This window comes from Micromonospora sp. M71_S20 (genome assembly GCF_003664255.1).
Lineage (GTDB): Bacteria > Actinomycetota > Actinomycetes > Mycobacteriales > Micromonosporaceae > Micromonospora.
In genome coordinates this window covers 1,751,685-1,771,833 of the sequence record NZ_RCCV01000001.1, presented here as the reverse complement: position 1 = coordinate 1,771,833, position 20,149 = coordinate 1,751,685, and the positions used below count along the sequence as shown (strand labels likewise).

Genomic DNA, 20,149 nt, shown 5'->3' with positions numbered 1-20,149 from the left:
CTCCTGAAGGTCCGCCGCCGACCCGTCCCCGCCGGCGGCCGATGACGACGCTAGCCGGTCCGCCCGGGTGGGGCCCCGCCGGTCCGCCGTCGCCGCCTCCCGGACCGGTGCGTCGGGCGGAGTCCTTCGGTACGGATCCGGGACGCGGCGGGTGGCGGGGTCGCTCCCGGCGGTTCGACATGCCACGATCTGTGCATGGGTCAGGTTCTGCTCCTGCTGGTCGTGGCGTTGACCGTCGCGGCGGTCGTGTTCGGGGTGACGGTGCTGGTCTCCGGCCGGGATCCCGGCCTGGTGCCGGCCGAGCCGGACGGACGGGCCGTGCCGTTGCCGGCGGCCCGCCCGCTCGCCGAGTCCGACGTGGGCGAGGTCCGGTTCGACACCGCGCTGCGGGGCTACCGCATGGCCCAGGTCGACCACGCGATGCGCCGGGCGGCCTACGACATCGGCTACAAGTCCGAGCTGATCGGCGTGCTGGAGGCGGAGGTCGCCGCGCTGCGCGAGGGGCGGACGGCGGATGCCGACGCCCTGCGCCGGGCGCGGGAGCAGGCGGCCGCCGCCGCCGAGCCGTCGCCGCAGGCCCGGGGGACGGTGCCGGTCGGGGCCGACCGGGCGGACGCACCGGGGGACACCGACGTGGTCGTCGAGCCGATCCCCGCGTTCGCGGGCCCGACCGTCGCCTCGGCGGCCAAGGACGCGCCGCCGGCCGGCTCCGCAGCCGCCACGCACCCCGGCGCCGACCGGGCCACCGACTGGACCGGCGCCGACCGTGCTGCCGACCGCGCCGCGGACCGGACCGGCGAGGACGACGCCGCCGTCGACCGGGCCGGCGAGCAGGACGCCACCGTGGACGCCGCCACCGTGGACCGGACCGGCGAGGACGCCGCCGCCGTCGACCGGACCGACGGGGGCGACGCCGCCGTGGACCGGGCCGGGGCGGGCGACGGCACGACGCGGCCGGCGGGCGACGCGACCAGCCCCGACCCGGTGGTCGGGTCGGAGTCGAAGTGACCGGACCGGAATCCGGCGACGACCTGCGCGACGTGGCGCAGCCCGGCGCGGGCGAGGTCACCGCCACGGTGATCGTCGACGCGCCGGCGGAGCGGGTCTTCGCGGCGCTGACCGCCTGGGAGCGGCAGTCGGACTGGATCCCCTTCACCACCGTCCGGGTGGTCGAGGGCGACGGCGGCGAGGGCAGCCTGATCGAGGCGGTCACGGCGTTCGGCCCCGCCGTGCTGCGCGACGAGATGCGGGTGGTCCGGGTGGACGCGCCCTACGAGGTGGGCGTCGTGCACTGCGGAAAGCTGCTGCGGGGCCCCGGCGTGCTCCGCTGCACGCCGTTGGAGCGGGACCGCACCCAGGTGGTCTGGCACGAGTGGTTCCACCTGCCCGGCGGGCCGGCGGGCCGGGTGGCCTGGCCGGTGCTCTGGCCCGGGTCCAAGTTCAGCCTGAGCCAGGCGTTGAGGAAGTTCGGTCGGCTGGTGGAACAGGGCCGGCTCCCCTGACCGGGCGGCCGGGGATCGTGCGCCTGCCCCGTGGGGCGACCTGGCCTGATCGACTCGACGTCGCTGACATCGGGGTGACGGCGTGACCGGGACGCCCCGATGTCGTCGACCCCGGTCGGACCGGGCCCGGCCGTGCGGGCGCGGCGCGGGACCGCGGGCCACGGGCCCGTCGGGGCGGTGCCCTAGCGTGGACGCGTGACTGACCTGGTGATCGGCGCCGACGGGCTGCCGCGATGCGGCTGGGGGCACAGCACCCCCGACTACGCCGCCTACCACGACACCGAGTGGGGCCGGCCCCTGCGCGGCGACGACGCGCTCTACGAGCGGCTCACGCTGGAGGCGTTCCAGTCGGGGCTGTCCTGGCTGACCATCCTCCGCAAACGTCCCGCGTTCCGGCTGGCCTTCGACGGGTTCCGGATCGAGACCGTGGCCGGCTACGGCGACAACGACATCGCCCGCCTGCTCGGCGATGCCGGCATCGTCCGCAACCGGGCCAAGATCGAGGCGGCGGTCGCCAACGCCCGGGCGGCGCTGGAGCTTCCGGAGGGGCTCTCCGCGCTGCTCTGGTCCTTCGCCCCGCCGCCCCGGCCGGCCCGACCCACGTCGTTCGCGGAGGTGCCGGCGCTGACCGCCGAGTCCACCGCGATGGCCAAGGCGCTCAAGAAGCGGGGCTTCCGCTTCGTCGGCCCGACCACGGCCTACGCGCTGATGCAGGCCACGGGGATGGTCGACGACCACCTTGCGGGCTGCCACGTCGTGGCGGCGCGGTCGGCGTGATGGGATGGGAGCCATGACGACCGACACCGCCCACCGGGTGGACGGGGTGCGCCCCGCCGACGGCACGGGCGCCTGGGCGGTGCTGCTGCCCACCGGGCGCTACGAAGCCGAGCGGCTCGTCCACCACGACACGCTCGAGTTGACCGGCCTGGCCGACGCCACCCGACCCCGCCCCGGCGACCGGGTGGCCGTGCTGGTCGACGCGCCGCCCCGGCTGGTGGCGCTGGGCCGGGTCACCGGGGCCGGCGGCCAGGAGCCGGAGGACCCGGACGACCCGCAGTCCGAGCGGGTCGAGGCGCCGCTGGTGGTGGCGTACACCCGGCGGGCCTTCGACGAGCCGGTGCCGGCCGACGCGCTGGCGCTCGACGGGCCGGTGACCGCGCTGGACCCGTCGGCCTTCCGGGAGCTGGCCGACCGGCTCGGCCCGCCGCCGCAGCGGCGCTCCTGGCTGGTCAGCCTCGACCTGCCGATCGAGGCCGCGTCGCCCGCCGAGGCGGTCCGCCTGTTCTGGGCCTACGTGCAGGAGCTGGGCCCCCGCGAGCTGCCCGCCTTCGTCTCGCCCTCCGGCGACGAGCTGGCCATGCAGGCGTTCGTGCTCGGCGCGGAGGCCAACCAGGATCCGGAGGAGGACGACTGACCCCGCCCCCGGCGGGCGTCAGCGGCCCTCGTAGACCGGCTTCTGCTTGTTGACGAAGGCCAGGGTGGCGGCGCGGTGGTCGGCGGTGCCCCCGCAGATCGTCTGCGCCTGCGCCTCGGCGGCCAGGGCGTCGGCCAGCGTGCCGGCATCGGCGATGGAGAGCTGCCGCTTGATCGCCCCGTACGCGACGGTCGGGCCGGCGGCCAGCCGGGCGGCCAGCTCCTGCGCCGTCGGCAGCACCTGCTCGTCGTCCTCCAAGAGGCGGTTGAGCAGCCCGAGCTGGCAGGCGTCCGCCGCGCGCACCGGCTCGGCCAGCATCAGCAGCTCGATGGCCTTGGCGTGCCCGACGAGCCGGGGCAGCGTCCAGGAGGCGCCGGTGTCGGCGGCGAGCCCGACGTTGGCGAACGCCATCAGGAAGCTGGTCGACGGCCCGCCGATGCGGATGTCGGCCAGGAAGGCCAGCGAGGCGCCCGCCCCGGCGGCCATCCCCCGCACGGCGGCTACCACCGGCTTGGGCAGGTTGGCCAGCCGGGCGGCGATCGGGTTGTAGTGCGCGCGGACGGTGTCCAGCGGGTTGCCGTCGGTGGACTCCAGGGTCTGCACGTGCTCACGCAGGTCCTGGCCGGCGCTGAACGACCGGCCCGCGCCCGCGAGCACCACCGCGCGGCAGGACCGGTCGGTCTCCAGCTCGGCCAGCGTGTCCCGCAGCGCCTCCTTGAGTGCGACGTCGAGCGCGTTCATCGCCGTGGGGCGGTTCAGCGTCAGGGTGACGACGGCGTCGGTGCGGTCGACGAGCAGCGGCTCGGTCACTTCTAACGACCCTTCTGTCGGGCGATGCGGTTGCCGGAGTCGAGGCACTGCTCGACGTACCGGTCTGCGGCCGGCCGCAGTCGCGCCGCGTGCCGGTCGAAGAAACTGGCCGCGGCGGTGCCGGGCCAGCGCTCGGGGAGCAGCGCCGGGGGCAACTGCGGGTCCCGGAACAGGAAGGTACGCCACGCGTGCACGAGCCGGAACCGGGCCGCGTACGCCTCCTCGTCGAGGCTGCGCACGGTGACCCCGGCCAGCAGCGGTCGCTGCTCGGCGACGAACTGCTCGTACGCCTGGCCGATCTCCGCCAGGTCCCAGGCCCGGCGCACCACGCCCATGGCGCCGGGGGTGCCGGCGGTGTGCGCGGCGGTGAACCGCTCGTAGCGCACGCCCGCCTCGTCGAGCAGCACGTCCACGTCCTCACCGGGCCGGGTCGCCACCCAGGTGCACTCGTCCAGGGCGCCGTAGCCGAGGAAGGTCAGGTTGGCCGCGAGCCGCTGCCGGTCCCGCCGCGACAGGGGGGCCTCCAGCACCAGGAGGTCGAACCGCCCGTCCCAGGTGATCCGGCCGGTCCGGTAGATCCGCGCCGCCGCCTCGTCCAGCCGGCGGGCGGCTTTCGGGGTGATCGAATATCCCGGCCCGGAGGTCAGCCGGCACGGGTCGAGCCACCCCTGGCGGACCATCCGGGAGACCGCCGTACGCACGGCGGGCGGGGCGATCCCGAGCGGCGCCAGCAGCCTGACCAGGGCGGCAACGGGTGCCCGGCCGCCCCTCGCCCGGAGGTGGTCGCCGTACAGGTCGAAGAGTGCCGACCGTGCCTGCATGACCGCACATTGTGACAGGCCTTCTCAGGATAAGCTAGATGCTGTTACATCAATGCTGCTTCGGTTTGGGTCCGGCGGTGTTCATCAGGGAAAATCGTTGGTCGACACCCCCGCGTAGGTTGCGGGTGGTCAAGACGAAGTGGCTGTGGGGCAACCCACCGACCCTGGTGTAGGTCTGAGGGGAGACAACATGGCGGCGATGAAGCCGCGGACGGGCGACGGTCCGCTGGAAGTCACCAAGGAGGGCCGGGGCATCGTCATGCGCGTCCCGCTGGAGGGCGGTGGCCGGCTCGTCGTCGAGATGACTCCCGACGAGGCCAACGCGCTCGGTGACGCACTGAAGGCAGCCGCCGGCTGACCGAGGAACGGCCCGCGCGCCCGCGTGGGCCTTTCGTCAACCCCTGAGCCACCGGCCCCGCCGGTGGCTCAGGGTCTTCATTCCCCGCGGAGCCACGCTCCGCGAGCTTCCTGGAGGTACGGCTCCGCGTGCTCGCCATCCGTCTGCTCGCCGAGCCGGACCGGCTCGACACCCTCGTTCTGCCCGTCCGGCCCGGTCCGGCCGACGACGACCAGGCCCGACCGGCCCCGACCGGGGCGAGGCTGCCCGACGGCGTGGCCGAGGAGGCCGCCGCCCTGGTGCCGGCGGCACGACTGACCGGGCGTCTCGGCGAGGTCCAGGCGCAGTTGCGGCCCGGGCGCGACCCCGGCCGGCTGCTGCTGCTCGGCGTCGGCGAGGGCGACGAGGCGGCCTGGCGGGCGGCCGGCGCGGCCCTGGCCCGGGCCGCGAAGGATGAGACACGCGTCACGTTGGCGATGCCGACCGGTGCCACACCGGCGGCCGTACGCGGACTGGCCGAGGGGCTGCTGCTGGCCTCGTACCGGTTCCGGCTGACCGACGCCGGCGCCGCTCCCGCCCTGGCGGAGGTCGACGTCGTGGTGGCCGACCCGGAAGCGCACACCGCGGCCCTGGAGGTGGCCCGGACGACGGCCCGGATGACCCGGTTCGCCCGCGACCTCACCAACACCCCCTCGTCGGTGAAGAACCCCGAGTGGTTCGCCGACCAGGTCGCCGCCCTCGCCGCCGACGTGCCGGACCTGCACCTGCGGGTACGCGGCCCGGAGGAGCTGGCGGCCGAGGGCTTCGGCGGGATCCTCGCCGTCGGGGGCGGCTCGGCCAGCGGCCCGCGCCTGGTCGAGCTGGACTGGCGGCCGGCCGACGCGCGTACCCACGTGGTGCTGGTCGGCAAGGGGATCACGTTCGACACCGGCGGCATCTCGATCAAGCCGGTGGCGTCGATGAAGCTGATGCGCAAGGACATGGCCGGGGCGGCGGCGGTGGTCGCGACGACCCTCGGCGCGGCGGCCCTGCGCCTGCCGGTCCGGATCACCACGCTCGCGCCGCTGGCGGAGAACATGCTCAGCGGCTCGGCGTTCCGCCCCGGCGACATCATCCGCCACTACGGCGGCACGACCAGCGAGACCACCAACTCCGACGCCGAGGGGCGCCTCGTCCTGGCCGACGCGCTCGCGTACGCCGTCGCCGAGCTGCGGCCCGACCTGCTGGTCGACCTCGCCACGCTGACCGGGGCGAACGCGGTCGCGCTGGGCAAGCGCCACGGCGCCCTCTACAGCGACAACGACGGGCTCGCCGCGGACGTGCTGGCCGCGGTCGCCGCCGCCGGCGAGGCCGCCTGGCGGATGCCGCTGCCCGACGACTACGCCGAGCACCTCGGCAGCGAGCTGGCCGACCTGCACAGTTCGCCGGACCGGGGCGCCGGGTCGGTGATGGCCGCGCTCTACCTGCGGGAGTTCACCGGTGGGCTGCGCGACCGCTGGCTGCACGTGGACATGTCCGCGCCGGCGTGGGCCGACGGCGACGACGCCGAGCTGACCCGGGGCGCGACCGGCTGGGGCGTACGCTCGCTGCTGCGCTGGCTGGGCTCGCTGGGTTGACCGGCCGGCGGCGCCCGCCCCCGGCGGGCCCCCGGTCAGCGGCGGGTCAGCACTTGACGGCGGCGAGCAGCCCGTGGCCGACCGGCAGCAGCGCCGGGATCCAGTGCTCCGACTCCCGGATCGCCTTGATCGCCTCGCGGACCGTCACCGTCTCGACGTCGCGGGCGGCGGGGTCGCCGATCCGGCCGCCGGCCAGCGTGCCGTTGAGCGCGACCACGCCGCCCGGCCGCAGCAGCCGCAGCGCGGCGTCCACGCAGGCGGCGAACCCGGTCGCCTCCGCGTCCACGAAGACCAGGTCGTACGCGCCGTCGGCGAGCCGGGGGAGCACGTCCAGCGCCCGGCCGGTGATGATCCGGGTGCGGCCGGCGGCGAAGCCCGCCTCGGTGAAGATGCGTCGGGCGATCCGCTGGTGCTCGACCTCGACGTCGATGGTGGTGAGCACGCCGTCGGCGCGCATCCCGCGCAGCAGCCAGACCCCGCTGACTCCTGTGCCGGTGCCGATCTCCACCACCGCCCGGGCGCTGCCGGCGGCGGCGAGCAGCCGCAGCGCCGCGCCGGCGCCGGGGGTGACCGCCTCGAGGCCGACCTCGTGGGCCAGGCTGCGGGCGGTGCGCAGGACGAGATCCTCGGTCACGTACGACTCGGCGAAGTGCAGGGTCTGGGCCGTCGAATTGCCGGAACCGGCGACCGTGGCGATGGGACACCTCCGGGCGGCATGCGTGGTGCGGGGGCGGGTGGGCACTGTGAGCCTAGAGGCGACGCCGAACGGGCGCAGCCGCGCGTCCGCCACCCGACGATCACGGTCGGCAACCGGTGACTCCATCCGCGGCATCCGTGTAATCCTGGAAGCGGTGTTCCGGCGAGCGCGACCGGGCGACGCTGTCGCCGGGTCCGTGGAGCGCGGGATCCGGGGATGGACTGGGAGGGCACCGACGTGACCGACGGCTGGGACTGGCGCCAGCCCGGGGGAACTCCGGCGCCGGCGCGATCGCCGGTGCCCGGACATCCGCCGGTGGGGTCGCCGCCGACGCCTCAGGGCGCCGGGGGCGGCACGACTTCGCCCTGGTGGTCCGACGCGCTGGCCGACCCGTGGCGCGACCCGACCGCGCCGGCCGCCGTGGTGCTGCCGGCCGCGCCGAGCCCCGGCACCGAGCCGGAGCCGGTCAGCGACCCGGACGCCCCGGGCCGGCCGACGCTGCGGCAGTTGCTGCTCATCCCGTTGATCACCGCGCTGCTCGCGGGCAGCCTGGGCGGCGCGCTCGGGTACGCCTTCGCGGTGCGCGGGGGCGGCGTGGCCGGCACGGTGCTCGGCGCGGACCCGCAGGCGCCCGGCCTGGCCCAGCGCAGGCCCGAGTCGCTGGCCGGGGTCGCCGAGCGGGTGCTGCCCAGCGTGGTGACCGTACGGGTGGCGGGCCTCGGCGGCACGAGCGAGGGCTCCGGCTTCATCGCCAGCGCCGACGGACACGTGATCACCAACGACCACGTGGTGGCGGGGGCGACCGGCAAGGCGTCCGTGGTCTTCAACGACGGCAGTTCGGCCCCGGCGACCGTCGTCGGGCAGGACCCGGAGTCCGACATCGCGGTGATCAAGGTCTCCCGGACGGGCCTGCGGCCGGTCGAGTTCGGCGACTCCGACGCGCTGGCCGTGGGCGACCCGGTGCTGGCCATGGGTTCGCCGCTCTCGCTGGCCAACACGGTCACGGCCGGCATCGTCAGCGCCCTGGACCGGACGATGCGGGCCGGCGAGCCCGGCGGCCCGACGCGCTACTACGCGGCGATCCAGACCGACGCGGCGGTCAACCACGGCAACTCGGGCGGCCCACTGGTCGACGGCGCGGGCCGGGTCATCGGGGTCAACTCGACAATCAAGTCGCTGGTCTCCGAAGGGCAGGAGGCGGGCAACATCGGCCTCGCCTTCGCCATCCCGATCAACCAGGCCAAGCGGATCACCCAGGACATCATCGGCACCGGCAAGGCCCGGCGCACGGTGATCGGCGCCCAGGTCGGCGGGTCCGGCGCGGGCACCGGGGGAGCCGGCGTACGCCTGGCGGCCGTGGAGCCGTCGGGCCCGGCGGCCGGCGCGGGGCTGCGGGCCGGTGACGTGATCCTGAAGCTCGACGGGCGGCCGATGACCGAACCGACCGACCTGATCGCCCTGGTCCGCAAGTTCGCACCCGGCGCGGTGGTGACCGTGGAGTACCGCCGGGGCGCCAACCGGCAGAACGCCTCCGTGACCCTGGCCGCGGACGCCAAGTAGGGACCGGTCACCCCCTCCCCGGGTGGTGCCCCACGTGCGTAGTCTTGCTGCTGACGCCGAAGGAGGCCCGCGCAGTGTTCGAGAACCTTAACTGGTGGGAGATCGGTGCGCTGCTGCTCCTGGCGCTGCTGATCTTCGGTGACCGGCTGCCCGCGGTGATCAGCGACGGCCTGCGCATGGTGCGCAACCTGCGCACGATGGCCAGCAACGCCACCACCGACCTCAGTCGCGAGCTGGGCACCGACATCCAGTTGGAGGATCTGCACCCGAAGGCGTTCATCCGCAAGCACCTGCTCAGCGAGGAGGACGAGCAGGCGATCCGGAAGCCCCTCCAGGGCGTCTACGACAACCTGCGGGCGGACGTCACCGGCGTGCACAACGAGCTGAAGGACGTGGCCTCCGCCGCCGACGTGCGCGCGAACGGCAGCCGTACGGCCGCCGCCACCGGCAGCGCCCCGGCCCCCGCTCCCCGGGCCAGCTACGACGACGCGACCTGACCCCGCCCGCCGCGCCGGGCCGGAGACGGCGACGGGGGCGGCGCTCCCGGGGGAACGCCGCCCCCGTGCGGGTGGCGACAGCGCCGGCCGTGGCCGGCGTACGGTCAGCGGCCGGCGGGCTTGAGGCCCAGCGGCTTGCCCAGCAGCGACTCCCGGCGCACGGCGAGCCGGTCGGCGACCTGGCCCAGCGCCTTCGCGGCCGGCGACTCCGGCTCGGCCAGCACGATCGGGGTGCCCACGTCGCCTGCCTCGCGCACGCGGGTGTCGAGCGGGACCTGCCCGAGCAACGGCACCTGCGCGCCGATGGTCTTCGTCAGCGACTCGGCCACCGCCTGGCCGCCACCCGCGCCGAAGACCTCCATCCGGGAGCCGTCCGGCAGCTCCAGCCAGGACATGTTCTCGATGACGCCGACCACGCGCTGGTGGGTCTGCAACGCGATCGCGCCGGCCCGCTCCGCCACCTCGGCGGCGGCGGTCTGCGGGGTCGTGACGATCAGGATCTCGGAGTTGGGCAGCAGCTGGGCCAGGGAGATGGCCACGTCGCCGGTGCCCGGCGGCAGGTCGAGCAGGAGCACGTCCAGCTCGCCCCAGTAGACGTCGGCGAGGAACTGCTGCAACGCCCGGTGCAGCATCGGGCCGCGCCACACCACGGCGGCGTTGCCGGCGGTGAACATGCCGATCGAGATGACCTTCACGCCGTGCGACTGCGGCGGCATGATCATGTCTTCGACGCGGGTCGGGCGCCCGTCCGCGCCGAGCATCCGGGGCACCGAGTGCCCGTAGATGTCGGCGTCGACCACGCCGACGGAGAGCCCGCGGGCGGCCAGCGCGGCGGCCAGGTTGACCGTCACGCTGGACTTGCCGACGCCGCCCTTGCCGCTGGCGACCGCGTACACGCGGGTGCGGGAGCCCGGCTGGGCGAACGGGATGACCGGCTCCTGGGAGGCGCCGCCGCCGCGCAGCTTCGCCTGGAGTTCCTGGCGCTGCTCGGGGCTCATCACGCCGAACTCGATCGTCACGCCGGTCACCCCGGGCACCGCGCCGACGGCGGCCGTGATGTCCGAGCGCAGCTTGTCCTTCAGCGGGCAGCCGGCGACGGTGAGCAGCAGCTCGACCCGTACGACGCCGTCGTCGCCGACCTCGGCGGAGCGGACCATGCCCAGTTCGGTGATGGGCCGGCGGATCTCCGGGTCGTTGACGGTGGCCAGCGCGGCCTGGATCGCGTCGGAGACGGTGCTGACGGGTGCTGACATGCCCGCAATGCTACGTCGGCGGCCGTGCCCCACCGCCGTCAGCGGGGGGCGGTGTGAGCGAATCGATGGCGACGGCTGGGCCGGACGGCATACCGGACGAAGCGGGACGATCGCGCCGGCCTCACTCGGCCGGTGCCCCGGAAGCGGGCGGCGTTCAGGCCGCTCAGGCCCCGGCCTCCCGGCCCTCTGGGCGGCCGCCGTGGGCCTGGTCGCCGTCCAGGTCGTCGCGGGGCTCCTCCAGCCCGTCGCCGTGCTGCGGGATCCTGTCCTGCTGCCGGCGCTCCAGCCGCTGCCGGCGCCGGCCCGCCTCGTCCAGCTCCTCGGCCAGCCTGGCCAGCTCCGAGCGGAGGAAGTCCCGGGTCGCGACCTCGCCCATCGCGTTGCGCAGCGCGGCGATCTCCCGGGCCAGGTACTCCGTGTCAGCCTTCTGCATGGTCGCCCGGCGGCGGTCCTCCTCCAGGGAGACCCGGTCCCGGTCGGCCTGCCGGTTCTGCGCCAACAGGATCAGCGGGGCCGCGTAGCTGGCCTGGAGGGACAGCACCAGGGTCAGGAACGTGAAGGTGTACGGGTCGAAGCGCAGGTGCGCCGGGGCGAGGGTGTTCCAGCCGAACCACAGCGCGATCACGATCGTCATGTAGACGATGAAGTTCGCGGTGCCCATCCCCCGGGCGATCCCCTCGGACCACCGGCCGAAGGCCTCCGGGTCGAACCGGGGCAGCTTGACGCCCCGGGGCTCGCGCGGCTGGTCGAGCCGCTGCGCCCGTCGCTGCTCAGCCATCCGCGCCGTCCAGCGTCGGTCCGGCGGTGGGCGGGCGCTCGGCGGCGTCCCGGTCCCGCCAGTCCCGGGGCAGGAGGTGGTCCAGCACGTCGTCGACCGTGACCGCGCCGACCAGCCGGTTGTTGCGGTCAATGACGGGCATGGCGACCAGGTCGTACGTGGCCATCCGGCGGGTGATCTCCGGCAGCGGGGTGGTCGGCCGCAGCGGGTCGATGTCGTTGACCACGATGCCGCCGAGCAGGTCGGCCGGCGGCTCGCGGAGCAGCCGCTGGAAGTGCACCATGCCGAGGTAACGGCCGGTCGGCGTGGTCATCGGCGCCCGGGACACGAAGACCTGCGCGGCGATCGCGGGGGAGAGCTGCGGTTCCCGGATCCGGGCCAGGGCCTCGGCGACGGTGGCGTCCGGCGGGAGGATGACCGGCTCGGAGGTCATCACGCTGCCCGCCGTTCCCGGCGTGTACTTGAGCAGCTGACGCACCGGATCGGCCTCGCCCGGCTGCATCAGGTCGAGCAGCACGTCCTGCTCGGGCGGCGGCAGCTCGCTGAGCAGGTCGGCGGCGTCGTCCGGGTCCATCTCCTCCAGCACGTCGGCGGCCCGCTCGCGGTCCAGGGCGGCCAGGATCTCCACCTGGTCGCGCTCCGGCAGCTCGCTCAGCACGTCCGCCAGGCGCTCGTCGTCCAGCGCGGCGGCGACCTCGTTGCGCCGGGTGTCGGGGAGATCCTGGAGGGCGTTGGCGAGGTCGGCGGGGCGCATGTCCTCCAGCACCGAGAGCAGGTTGGCCGTGCCCCGGCTGTCGGCGATGCCGCTGAGCCCGCGTACCCGTTCCCACTCGACCTGGTGCAGGTGGCCCCGGCGGGTCAACCGGCCGGTCTGCTCGCGTACGGCGACCCGGGCCAGCGACCACTCGCCGCCCCGGCTGCACTCCATCGCCACGTCGACCACGGAGCCCGACTGCCCGCCGGGGTCGACCTGCACCCGGCGGTCCAGCAGCTCCTGGAGCACGAGCAGCTCGTTCGGGCGCTTCTCGAAGCGCCGCAGGTTGAGCGTGCCGCTGCCGAGCACGACCGCGTCGGCGTCGATGGAGGTGATCCGGTTCAGCGAGAGGAAGATGCGCCGCCGCATCGGCATCTCGGCGACCAGACCGACCACCTCGGGCGGGCGTTGCGTCGGCCGCAGCCTGCCCACCGCGTCGCGGACCCGGCCCACCTGGTCGCCGTTGGGATCGAAGACGGCGACTCCGGCGAGCCGGGCGAGGTAGACCCGGGTCGGCGTGCTCACGGGCACCAGCCTAAGCGCCTAGTGTTTATCAACATGTCGACCTTGGCCTACGAGATCGTGGACGTCTTCACCGACCGCCCGTTCGCCGGCAACCCGCTGGCGGTGGTGTTCGGCGCCGAAGGGCTGGCCACCGAGCAGATGCAGGCGCTCGCGCTGGAGTTCAACCTCTCCGAGACGGTGTTCGTGCTCCCGCCCACACAGGTCGGCGCCACCTATCGGGCCCGCATCTTCACCCCGGCCGAGGAACTGCCCTTCGCCGGTCACCCCAGCGTCGGCGCGGCGGTGACCGCCCGCCGCCGCGGCATGTTCGGTGAGGGGCAGGTCACTCAGGAATGCGGGGCGGGCGTGCTGCCCGTCGAGGTGACCGCCACCGGGGCGACGCTGACCGGCGGCGTACCCACTCTCGGCCCCGAGCTGGACCCGGAGCCGCTGCTGGAGATGGCCGGGCTCACCGCGGGCGACCACGTCGGCCCCGCTCCCCGGGTGGCCGGCTGCGGGCTGGAGTTCCCGTACCTCCCGGTCCGCCCGGACGCGGTGGCCCGCGCCCGGGTCAACGCGGCGGCGGCACAGCGGTACGGAGTGGAGCACGTCAGCGTCTTCTCCTGGGACGCCGCCGCCCAAACCGCGCACGCCCGGGTCTTCGTTCCCGGGCTCGGCGTGCCGGAGGACCCGGCCACCGGTTCGGCCGCCCTGGGCCTGGGGGTGTGGCTGGTCGCCAGCGGCCTGCTGCCCGCCGACGGGCGCGCGGAGTACACCGTCCACCAGGGCATCGAGATCAACCGCCCGTCCGTGCTGGCCTGCACGGTGACCGCCGCGGACGGTCAGGCGGTGGGCGCCACCGTGGCCGGCCACGTCGTGCCGGTGGCCCGGGGCGAGATCACCGTTCCCCCGTTCGTCGGCTGACCTCGGCGATCCGCGCCGCCCGCCCGGGCGGGCGGCGCTGACGGGACGGGGGTGGATGCGGGAGGATGCGAGGGTGACCGACGCGGAGCGGACCAGCACGCCGCTGGTCGACGAGGCGATGAAGAAGGCGGCCGTGGCCTGGGTGAGCGTGCCCGGCGGGCCGGCGCTCGCGCTGTGGTGCCTGCCCCTGGAGGGGGCGCTCTTCGTGGTCAGCGGCCCCGGGGAGCAGTCCGCCCCGGGCCTGGCCGACGCGACCGAGGCGCAGGTCACCCTGCGCGGTGACCACGGCGGGCGGATCGTCACCTGGCCGGCCCGGGTGAGCCGCCTGGCGCCCGGCACCGAGCACTGGGAGACCACCGCGCCGCTGGTGGCCGCGAAGCGGCTCAACGCGCCCGGGCCCACGGCCGAGCTGGTGGAGCGCTGGGCGGCCGACGGCTGCGCGGTGAACCGGCTGGAGCCGGCCGGCGAGCCGGTCGCCGGCGCCGGGCTGCCCGCGGACTCGCTGGCCGAGGTGCCCCGCGAGACGCCGGCGGTCCGGGCGACCCGCAAGCCGTTCCGCCTGCACCGGGTCCGCCGCCGCTGAGGCACCCGGCCCCGGGCCCGGGCTCACGCGGAGAGGCAACCGGCCGGCACGGGTGCGACCGCCGGCACGGGCGCCCGGTCGACGAGGCCGACCACCTCGTCGAGCGAGCGCAGCACCGGCCCGTTCCAGGCGGCGTCGGCGTTGAACACCATGTGACCGGCCAGGTCCGGTGCGGCCAGCCGCACGGCGGTCATCCCGGCCCGCTCCGCCCCGGTCAGCTCCTGGCTGCCGCCGTCGCCGACGTAGAGGCAGTCCGCCGGCGCCAGGTCGAGCCGCCGGCACGCCGCCTGGTAGAGCGCCGGGTCCGGCTTGCAGCGCCCCACCAGCACGGAGAAGACCCGCACGTCGAGCAGCGGGGCGATCGGCAGTTGCGGCAGGAACGCCGGCAGCTCGTGCGTGCAGTCGCTGATCACCCCGGTGCGCAGGCCGAGCCGGCGCAGCGCGGCCAGCGTCGGCACCGCCTCGTCCCGCAACCGGGTGTCGGCGCGTACGGCCCGGTGGCGGGAGGCGACCGCCGAGCGGACCGCGTCGTCGGACGGGTGCACGCCGGCCTGCTCGCAGACCCAGCGCAGGGTCGCCTCGGCGTTGCCGTGTCGCCCGCAGGCCCGCTCGTAGTAGGTGCGGTCGAGCACGTCGACGAGCGTGTGCGGCGGGCAGCCGAGCAGCTCGGCGGTCGACCGGTGGGCCGCGCCCCGCTGGACGGAACGGGTCAGCGTGCCGAAGAAGTCGAACAGGACCGCCTGGTACGTGGGCATGGGGGAGCGCCTCCGGGCGGTAGGGGAATCGCCGGCGCGGACAGGCATGATCGTAACGGAGTGCTGACGTTACGTGGCGACTCCTGACGTGTGAGGATTGCTCCTCGTGTCCCCCGCAGCGCACCGCCCGCCGTTCGACCCGGTGACCACCGGGGCGGTCGTCCTGGCCGTGGTCGCCGTCTCGTCGTCCGCGCCGCTGGTGGCCTTCGCGGCGGCGCCGGCGCTGGCCGTCGCGTTCTGGCGCAACCTGCTCTCGGTCGCGGTGCTCGGCCCCTTCTCGGTGGCCCGGCGACGCGCCGAGTTCCGGTCGCTGACGGTCGGCGCCGGGCGGCGCGAGGGCCTCTACTGCGTGCTGTCGGGGGTCGCGCTCGCCGCGCACTTCGCCACCTGGATGCCCAGCACCAAGCTCACCTCGGTCGCCGCGGCGACCGCGCTGTGCGCCACCCAGCCGGTCTGGCAGGGGCTGATCGCCCGCGCCCAGGGCCGCCGGCTGCCGGGCGTCGTCTGGGTCGGCATCGGGGTGGCGGTCGCGGGGGCGGGCGTGGCGACCGGGGCGGACTTCGCCGTCTCCGGCCGGGCCGTCGCCGGCGACCTGCTCGCGGTGGCCGGCGGCCTGTTCGCGGCGGTCTACACCGCACTCGGCGAGCGGGCCCGTACGACGATCAGCACGACCACCTACACCACCATCTGCTACGGGGTCTGCGCCCTGGTCCTGCTCGTGGTCTGCCTGGTCGGCCGGGTGCCGCTGACCGGCCTCGACGCCGACACCTGGCTCGTCGTGCTGGCCCTGGTGGCCGGCGCCCAGCTGCTCGGGCACTCGATGTTCAACTTCGCGCTGAAGAAGGTCTCGGCGACCACGGTCAGCGTGCTGGCCCTGCTGGAAGCCCCGGGCGCGGCCCTGATCGGCTGGGCCTGGCTCGGGCAGTTGCCCGGGGTGACCGCCCTGGTCGGGCTGGCGCTGCTGTTGTCCGGCGTCGCGGTGGTGGTGCTCGGCGGCGCCCGCGCGGCCCGCCGCGTCCGAGGGCTCGCCACCACCGTCCCCGCCGACGCCGGCCCGCCGCCCGGCTGACCCGCGCGGTCGCGGGTGGTGGCGTCGCGTGCACACCGGCGTCCCCGACCGGGCCACCCACACGCGGGGCCGGCCGCCCCGGCCCCTCGCGGTCGGGCGCGCCGGCGGCGGGCCGGGTGGCGGCCGTCAGGGGCGTCGGGCGACCACGGCGACCCGGGGCAGCGCCTCCGGGTCCGGTACCGGGGTGAGCAGGTCGTCGATTGCGGCGACGTGGCTCGTCACCCAGCCGGCGTCCGCCAGGGCGGCGAGCACGTCGGCCACGGGATGGGCGGTGTTGGTGATCGTCGTGGCGAAGGGGGTCGCGCGGCCGTCGTCGGTGCGTAGCTCACCGGTGACGTGCAGCGGGCGGCGATCGCCGTCGAGCGGACCCCGGGCCACCACGACCGAGACGGCCTCGTCCTGCCGGCTGACCGGTGGGACGTCGGCGGAAAGTCCTTTGACCGTGGACATGTCGAAGCCGAACCATCCGCCCGGGGCGACCGCCCGGTGGACGCGGCGCAGGTAGGCGCGGACCCGGTCGATCCCGCCGACGTGGTTGACGATGTCGTAGGTGGAGACCGCGAACGCGCAGGGCCGCGGCACCTCGAAGTCCACGGCGTCCGCGGCCATCAGCACCGCGTCGGTGCCGGCCAGCCGCTCGCGCGCGCGGGCGATCATCGCCTCGGAGACGTCGACGCCGACGATCCGGTAGCCGGCGGAGGCGAACCGGGCGGCCACGATGCCGGTGCCGCAGCCGACGTCGAGCAGGCTCCGCTCGGCTCCGGGTGCCACGTGCGCGTGCAGCCGCAGCCACGCGTCGCCCATCCGCTCGGGGTACGGCGCCCAGAAGCGGTCATACGCCGTGACGAAGGCGTCAACGTACTCGGCCATCGAGTTGCCTTTCGTAGTGCCGGACGGGGGAACTGGCCAATGGGACGAGCGCGGCGACGAAGATCACCGCGGCCAGACCGAGCAGGGTCGTCCGCACGCCGATCCCGGGTACGACGAAACCGGCGGCGATCATGACCGGCGGTCCCAGTCCCACCGCCCCCAGCCACTCGTACGCGCTCACGCGGGACATCGCCTCCGTCGGCACCTCGGACTGGACGGTCGTCTCCCACAGCACGCCGAAGACGTCGAAGGCGACCCCGGCCAGCACGGCGGCGAGGATCACGAACGGCAGCGCGGCACCGGCTCCGAGCAGCAACGCCGGCAGTCCCAGCATCGACACGGCGAGTACGGCCGTACGCAGGGGACGGGTCGTCCTGATCCGCATCGCCACCAGCACGCCGGCGAACATCCCCACCGCGTACCCGGCGAGGACGCCGGACCACGCGCCCGCGCCGCCCAGGTGCGCTCTGGCGAGCAGCGGCCCCGCGAGCCCGAAGGTGACCCCGACGGCGGCGTTGATCACGGCCGCGCAGAGCACGATCTGCCACAGCCACCGCCGTCGGACGAACTCGCGCCAACCGTCGCGGAGTTCGGCGGGCAGGTTCCGCCTGGCCGTCCGGGTGGTCGCGGCGAGGCGCAGCCGCGCGAGAAGTCCGGCGGCGACGGCGAACGTCGCGGCGTCGAGGGCCAGCGCCCAACCCGGTCCCAGCCAGGTGATCAGCGCCCCGCCCGCGGTGAAGCCCGCCACCGTGGCGGTGTTCGTACCCAGCCGCAGCACGGCGTTGCCGCGCTGCCGCGCCCCGGGCGCGACGAGTTCGGCGGTCAGCCCGTTGAGCGAGGGCAGCAGCAGGGCGGAGGCGGTGCCGGCGACGGCCGCACAGACGGCGAGGGCGGCGACGCTCGCCCGTCCGGTCAGCACGAGGACGGTCATCGCGCCGTACGCCGTGCCGCACATCAGCTCCGCCGCCACGAGTACGCGGTGACGCGGCAGCCGGTCGCCGATGACGCCGCCGAGCAGCATCAGCGCGATCCTGGGCACCGAGATCGCGGCGAGCACCAGCGACAGCGCCGGAGGCGATCCACCGGGCAGGTCGAGGACGGCGAAGGTCAGCGCGAGTGGCCCCATCGCGTTGCCGAAGACGGAGATCGTCCTGGCCGTGGCGAACAGGACGAACCGGCGCTCGCGCAGTGGGTCCGCCGGGCGGTCCACGGACGCGACGGTGTCGGTCATGCCCGGTCCGGGCGGACCAGTGCCTGCCACCGCGCCACCGGCTCGCCGTTGTCGAGCACGTGCAGCAGCGGCCGGCGGGCCACCACCGGGCACACGTGCCCGGGCAGCACCCGCAACTCGTCGCCCACCGACACCGAGTCCGCGTCGACCGGCGCGCCGTCCGGCCCGGTCATCACGACACCGCTCATCCAGGTCTGGTCGGCGCCCGCGAGCAGCGCGTCGGCGTCGGTGCGCAGTGCCTTTCCGTCGTTTCCGGTGACGGTCGTGGCGACGGCGATCGCGACCGCCTCGGGACCGCACTCGCCCAGCCGGACCAGCCCGCCGTCGAGCAGCGCGTACGCCCCGGCACACACCTCGGTCACGCCGGCGACGTCCAGCGCGCCGGCGAGGGTGGGGGTGCCCCCGACGCTCACCTCCGGGCAGGGCGACCCGGCCGCGCGGATCCGCTGGGCCACCGACACCAGCAGCCGCGCCTGGCGGCGGCCGAGATCCTCCCGGTCGTGCGCGGCGGCGGGATCGACGATCCCCACGTACCCGGTCACGCCCGCCAGGCGCAGCCCGCCGGTCTTCGCGACCGTGGCGGCCAGTTCCCCGGCCGCGTCCGGGTCGACGCCGACCCGGTGCAGCCCGGTGTCGACCTCGATCCGCACGCCGAGTTCGACGCCGTGGGCCTCGGCCGCCGCGCCGAGCCCGGCCACCGCGTCCGGGTGGTCCACGTGCACCGTGACCGCGCAGTGCCGGGCGAGCCGGGCGAACCGGGTCCACCGCCACGGATCGCGCCACGGCCACGCCACCGCCACGTCCGTCACGCCCACCGCGACGTAGGCCTCGGCCTCTGCCGCCGAGTGGACCGCGACGCCCACCGCGCCCGCGGCCACCTGCCGGGCGGCGATCTCGGGACTGCGGTGCCCCTTGACGTGCGCGCGTACGGCGACGCCGGCTTCGGCCGCGCGCCTGCCGTACCGCGCGATGTTCGCGTCCAGTCGGGCCAGGTCGACGGTCACCCTGGGCGTCATTCGCCCCGTCCGTGCCAGGCGTCCGGGGGGAAGGAGAACGCCGCGTCGCCGCCAGCGAGCATCGCCGCCTGGCGGTCCCGCTCGGCGGGGTGCGGCACGCCGACGCCGGACACGCCGAGGAAGATCTCGTCCGGCCAGGACAGGCCGAGGGCGTCCTCGACGGGCGCGTCGCGGGTGGCGGCGGTGAAGAACGTCCCGAGACCGAGCGCGGTCGCGGTGAGGTACACGGTCTGGCTCAGGTGACCGACGTCGAGCAGGAGCGCACGGTACGCGCGCGCGGCCGGGTACTTCCACACGGTCCGGTCGAGCACCGCCGCGTACATCAGCAGGAAGCCGGCCTGGGCGGCGTGCGGCTGACCGCCGCACCACTCGCGCAGCTGGTCCTCGCCAGGAGCGGGCGCGAGCCGCACCAGCTCGTGGCGGCGCACCGCGTAGTGGTAGACGCCGGGCTCCAGCCCTTCGACGTCGCGGACCACCGGATAGACCTCGACCGGGTGGCGGGCCCCGCCGGAGGGAACGGTCTTGAGCAGCGCCGTACCGACTCCGGCGACGTCCACTTCGCGGCGGATCCCGGCCGTCCAGCGCAGCAGGGCGGCGAACGCCGGCAGCGGCACCGGGCGGTCCGGGTCGAACCATCGCGTCGACCGCCGGGCGTCGAGGACCGCGGTGAAGTCGACGGCGGGCGGGTCGGCGGGGGGCAGGGCGATCCGTGGACCGTCGTACTCCTTGACCGGCTCCGGCTGGCCGGTCTTGGCGCGGAGCACCGCGGCGTCCTCGGCGGCCGAGCGGAAGACGTCGCTGCCGAGCGTGCGGCTGGCCAGGTGGTAGTAGGTGGCCGCCAGGCCCAGGTCGCGCCAGGCGCCGAGGCGTTCCTCCCGGGCGTGTTCCGGCGAGCCCTCGGCGACGAGGACGTGGGCGTCGAGGAGCTGCTGCGCGAGCCGGCCGTCGAGCTCGGCCCAGTCGGCGTAGTCGCGCAGCAGCCTCTCCGCCTCAACAGTCAACGCGAACTGCCGGTGCCTCAGCGGGTCGTCGCAGACCAGTTGGCCGTCACGCCACAGGAAGACGACCAGCCGCGACACACGGACACGCATGACTACTCAGGCTTCGACCGGTCAGGCCTCGACCGGAGGCTCCAGGCAGGTCAGTTCCTGGTCGTAG

Annotated in this window: 21 protein-coding genes and 1 pseudogene; 11 read left to right on the top strand and 11 right to left on the bottom strand. The window is 75.3% G+C overall.

Going from position 1 to position 20,149, the window contains the following annotated elements:
- Positions 1 to 195: 195 nt before the first annotated feature.
- The 4 genes and pseudogenes from DER29_RS07925 to DER29_RS07910 form a co-directional block, all read left to right on the top strand.
- Positions 196 to 732, top strand: a pseudogene (locus tag DER29_RS07925) (DivIVA domain-containing protein); the annotation flags it as partial.
- Positions 733 to 1,004: 272 nt separating this feature from the next.
- The gene (locus DER29_RS07920) at positions 1,005 to 1,502 is read left to right on the top strand and encodes an SRPBCC family protein (protein ID WP_121396756.1); all 498 of its coding nucleotides are present in this window, start codon (positions 1,005 to 1,007) and stop codon (positions 1,500 to 1,502) included.
- 195 nt (positions 1,503 to 1,697) lie between these two features.
- The gene (locus DER29_RS07915) at positions 1,698 to 2,279 is read left to right on the top strand and encodes a DNA-3-methyladenine glycosylase I (RefSeq protein ID WP_121396755.1); all 582 of its coding nucleotides are present in this window, start codon (positions 1,698 to 1,700) and stop codon (positions 2,277 to 2,279) included.
- Positions 2,280 to 2,292: 13 nt separating this feature from the next.
- Entirely contained in the window at positions 2,293 to 2,916 is a 624-nt protein-coding gene (locus DER29_RS07910; protein WP_121396754.1) for a hypothetical protein, read from the top strand.
- Positions 2,917 to 2,934: 18 nt separating this feature from the next.
- On the opposite strand, the gene DER29_RS07905 is transcribed toward DER29_RS07910, so the two are convergent.
- Both DER29_RS07905 and DER29_RS07900 read right to left on the bottom strand, forming a co-directional pair.
- Positions 2,935 to 3,726, bottom strand: coding sequence for an enoyl-CoA hydratase/isomerase family protein (locus tag DER29_RS07905; RefSeq protein ID WP_121396753.1), 792 nt, complete (start codon positions 3,724 to 3,726; stop codon positions 2,935 to 2,937).
- Between the two features lie 2 nt (positions 3,727 to 3,728).
- Positions 3,729 to 4,547, bottom strand: a complete 819-nt coding sequence (locus tag DER29_RS07900) for a PaaX family transcriptional regulator C-terminal domain-containing protein (protein ID WP_089002167.1) — start codon at positions 4,545 to 4,547, stop codon at positions 3,729 to 3,731.
- A gap of 190 nt (positions 4,548 to 4,737) precedes the next feature.
- Between DER29_RS07900 and DER29_RS07895 the strand changes: the two genes are divergently transcribed.
- Positions 4,738 to 4,905: a DUF3117 domain-containing protein gene (locus tag DER29_RS07895; protein ID WP_007455245.1), complete on the top strand. Its 168-nt coding sequence runs from the start codon at positions 4,738 to 4,740 to the stop codon at positions 4,903 to 4,905.
- Positions 4,906 to 5,033: 128 nt separating this feature from the next.
- The gene (locus tag DER29_RS07890) at positions 5,034 to 6,500 is read left to right on the top strand and encodes a M17 family metallopeptidase (protein WP_121396752.1); all 1,467 of its coding nucleotides are present in this window, start codon (positions 5,034 to 5,036) and stop codon (positions 6,498 to 6,500) included.
- Between the two features lie 46 nt (positions 6,501 to 6,546).
- Here DER29_RS07890 and DER29_RS07885 read toward each other — a convergent pair whose 3' ends face one another.
- Positions 6,547 to 7,134, bottom strand: coding sequence for an O-methyltransferase (locus DER29_RS07885; protein ID WP_089003702.1), 588 nt, complete (start codon positions 7,132 to 7,134; stop codon positions 6,547 to 6,549).
- Between the two features lie 279 nt (positions 7,135 to 7,413).
- On the opposite strand from DER29_RS07885, the gene DER29_RS07880 reads away from it, so the two are divergent.
- Positions 7,414 to 8,757: a S1C family serine protease gene (locus tag DER29_RS07880; RefSeq protein WP_121396751.1), complete on the top strand. Its 1,344-nt coding sequence runs from the start codon at positions 7,414 to 7,416 to the stop codon at positions 8,755 to 8,757.
- Positions 8,758 to 8,831: 74 nt separating this feature from the next.
- A complete protein-coding gene (locus tag DER29_RS07875; RefSeq protein WP_121396750.1) occupies positions 8,832 to 9,254 on the top strand; it encodes a preprotein translocase subunit TatB in 423 nt (140 codons plus the stop codon).
- A 104-nt stretch (positions 9,255 to 9,358) separates the two neighbouring features.
- On the opposite strand, the gene DER29_RS07870 is transcribed toward DER29_RS07875, so the two are convergent.
- The 3 genes from DER29_RS07870 to DER29_RS07860 form a co-directional block, all read right to left on the bottom strand.
- Positions 9,359 to 10,507, bottom strand: coding sequence for an Mrp/NBP35 family ATP-binding protein (locus DER29_RS07870; RefSeq protein WP_121396749.1), 1,149 nt, complete (start codon positions 10,505 to 10,507; stop codon positions 9,359 to 9,361).
- A gap of 163 nt (positions 10,508 to 10,670) precedes the next feature.
- On the bottom strand, positions 10,671 to 11,285 hold the full coding sequence (locus DER29_RS07865; RefSeq protein ID WP_121396748.1) for a DUF1003 domain-containing protein: 615 nt from the start codon (positions 11,283 to 11,285) through the stop codon (positions 10,671 to 10,673).
- Positions 11,278 to 12,564, bottom strand: a complete 1,287-nt coding sequence (locus DER29_RS07860) for a magnesium transporter MgtE N-terminal domain-containing protein (RefSeq protein WP_121396747.1) — start codon at positions 12,562 to 12,564, stop codon at positions 11,278 to 11,280. The genes DER29_RS07865 and DER29_RS07860 overlap by 8 nt, the downstream gene beginning before the upstream one ends.
- Before the next feature lie 33 nt (positions 12,565 to 12,597).
- On the opposite strand from DER29_RS07860, the gene DER29_RS07855 reads away from it, so the two are divergent.
- Positions 12,598 to 13,467: a PhzF family phenazine biosynthesis protein gene (locus DER29_RS07855; RefSeq protein ID WP_121396746.1), complete on the top strand. Its 870-nt coding sequence runs from the start codon at positions 12,598 to 12,600 to the stop codon at positions 13,465 to 13,467.
- Positions 13,468 to 13,522: 55 nt separating this feature from the next.
- Positions 13,523 to 14,050, top strand: coding sequence for a hypothetical protein (locus tag DER29_RS07850; RefSeq protein ID WP_370040051.1), 528 nt, complete (start codon positions 13,523 to 13,525; stop codon positions 14,048 to 14,050).
- Between the two features lie 23 nt (positions 14,051 to 14,073).
- Here the strand turns inward: DER29_RS07850 and DER29_RS07845 are convergent, their stop codons facing one another.
- Positions 14,074 to 14,805: an HAD family hydrolase gene (locus DER29_RS07845; RefSeq protein WP_121396744.1), complete on the bottom strand. Its 732-nt coding sequence runs from the start codon at positions 14,803 to 14,805 to the stop codon at positions 14,074 to 14,076.
- 97 nt (positions 14,806 to 14,902) lie between these two features.
- On the opposite strand from DER29_RS07845, the gene DER29_RS07840 reads away from it, so the two are divergent.
- Positions 14,903 to 15,874, top strand: coding sequence for a DMT family transporter (locus DER29_RS07840; protein WP_370040050.1), 972 nt, complete (start codon positions 14,903 to 14,905; stop codon positions 15,872 to 15,874).
- Positions 15,875 to 16,000: 126 nt separating this feature from the next.
- On the opposite strand, the gene DER29_RS07835 is transcribed toward DER29_RS07840, so the two are convergent.
- From DER29_RS07835 to DER29_RS07820, 4 genes are read right to left on the bottom strand one after another with little or no spacing between them, the layout of a single operon-like run.
- Positions 16,001 to 16,744: a class I SAM-dependent methyltransferase gene (locus DER29_RS07835; protein WP_121396742.1), complete on the bottom strand. Its 744-nt coding sequence runs from the start codon at positions 16,742 to 16,744 to the stop codon at positions 16,001 to 16,003.
- Complete coding sequence (locus DER29_RS07830) at positions 16,728 to 17,975, bottom strand: MFS transporter (RefSeq protein WP_121396741.1); 1,248 nt, start codon at positions 17,973 to 17,975, stop codon at positions 16,728 to 16,730. Before DER29_RS07830 ends, DER29_RS07835 begins: the two co-directional genes overlap by 17 nt.
- Positions 17,972 to 18,991: an alanine racemase gene (locus DER29_RS07825; protein ID WP_121396740.1), complete on the bottom strand. Its 1,020-nt coding sequence runs from the start codon at positions 18,989 to 18,991 to the stop codon at positions 17,972 to 17,974. Before DER29_RS07825 ends, DER29_RS07830 begins: the two co-directional genes overlap by 4 nt.
- The gene (locus tag DER29_RS07820; protein ID WP_121396739.1) at positions 18,988 to 20,082 is read right to left on the bottom strand and encodes a SagB family peptide dehydrogenase; all 1,095 of its coding nucleotides are present in this window, start codon (positions 20,080 to 20,082) and stop codon (positions 18,988 to 18,990) included. Before DER29_RS07820 ends, DER29_RS07825 begins: the two co-directional genes overlap by 4 nt.
- Positions 20,083 to 20,149 lie beyond the last annotated feature (67 nt).

Excerpts from the sequence above, each read along its gene's own strand:
- DER29_RS07910 (WP_121396754.1), top strand. The coding sequence starts at position 2,293 with ATGACGACCGACACCGCCCACCGGGTGGACGGGGTGCGCCCCGCCGAC.
- DER29_RS07900 (WP_089002167.1), bottom strand. The coding sequence starts at position 4,547 with ATGCAGGCACGGTCGGCACTCTTCGACCTGTACGGCGACCACCTCCGG.
- DER29_RS07895 (WP_007455245.1), top strand. The coding sequence starts at position 4,738 with ATGGCGGCGATGAAGCCGCGGACGGGCGACGGTCCGCTGGAAGTCACC.
- DER29_RS07880 (WP_121396751.1), top strand. The coding sequence starts at position 7,414 with ATGGACTGGGAGGGCACCGACGTGACCGACGGCTGGGACTGGCGCCAG.
- DER29_RS07870 (WP_121396749.1), bottom strand. The coding sequence starts at position 10,507 with ATGTCAGCACCCGTCAGCACCGTCTCCGACGCGATCCAGGCCGCGCTG.
- DER29_RS07865 (WP_121396748.1), bottom strand. The coding sequence starts at position 11,285 with ATGGCTGAGCAGCGACGGGCGCAGCGGCTCGACCAGCCGCGCGAGCCC.
- DER29_RS07855 (WP_121396746.1), top strand. The coding sequence starts at position 12,598 with ATGTCGACCTTGGCCTACGAGATCGTGGACGTCTTCACCGACCGCCCG.
- DER29_RS07850 (WP_370040051.1), top strand. The coding sequence starts at position 13,523 with ATGCGGGAGGATGCGAGGGTGACCGACGCGGAGCGGACCAGCACGCCG.
- DER29_RS07845 (WP_121396744.1), bottom strand. The coding sequence starts at position 14,805 with ATGCCCACGTACCAGGCGGTCCTGTTCGACTTCTTCGGCACGCTGACC.
- DER29_RS07835 (WP_121396742.1), bottom strand. The coding sequence starts at position 16,744 with ATGGCCGAGTACGTTGACGCCTTCGTCACGGCGTATGACCGCTTCTGG.
- DER29_RS07830 (WP_121396741.1), bottom strand. The coding sequence starts at position 17,975 with ATGACCGACACCGTCGCGTCCGTGGACCGCCCGGCGGACCCACTGCGC.
- DER29_RS07825 (WP_121396740.1), bottom strand. The coding sequence starts at position 18,991 with ATGACGCCCAGGGTGACCGTCGACCTGGCCCGACTGGACGCGAACATC.
- DER29_RS07820 (WP_121396739.1), bottom strand. The coding sequence starts at position 20,082 with ATGCGTGTCCGTGTGTCGCGGCTGGTCGTCTTCCTGTGGCGTGACGGC.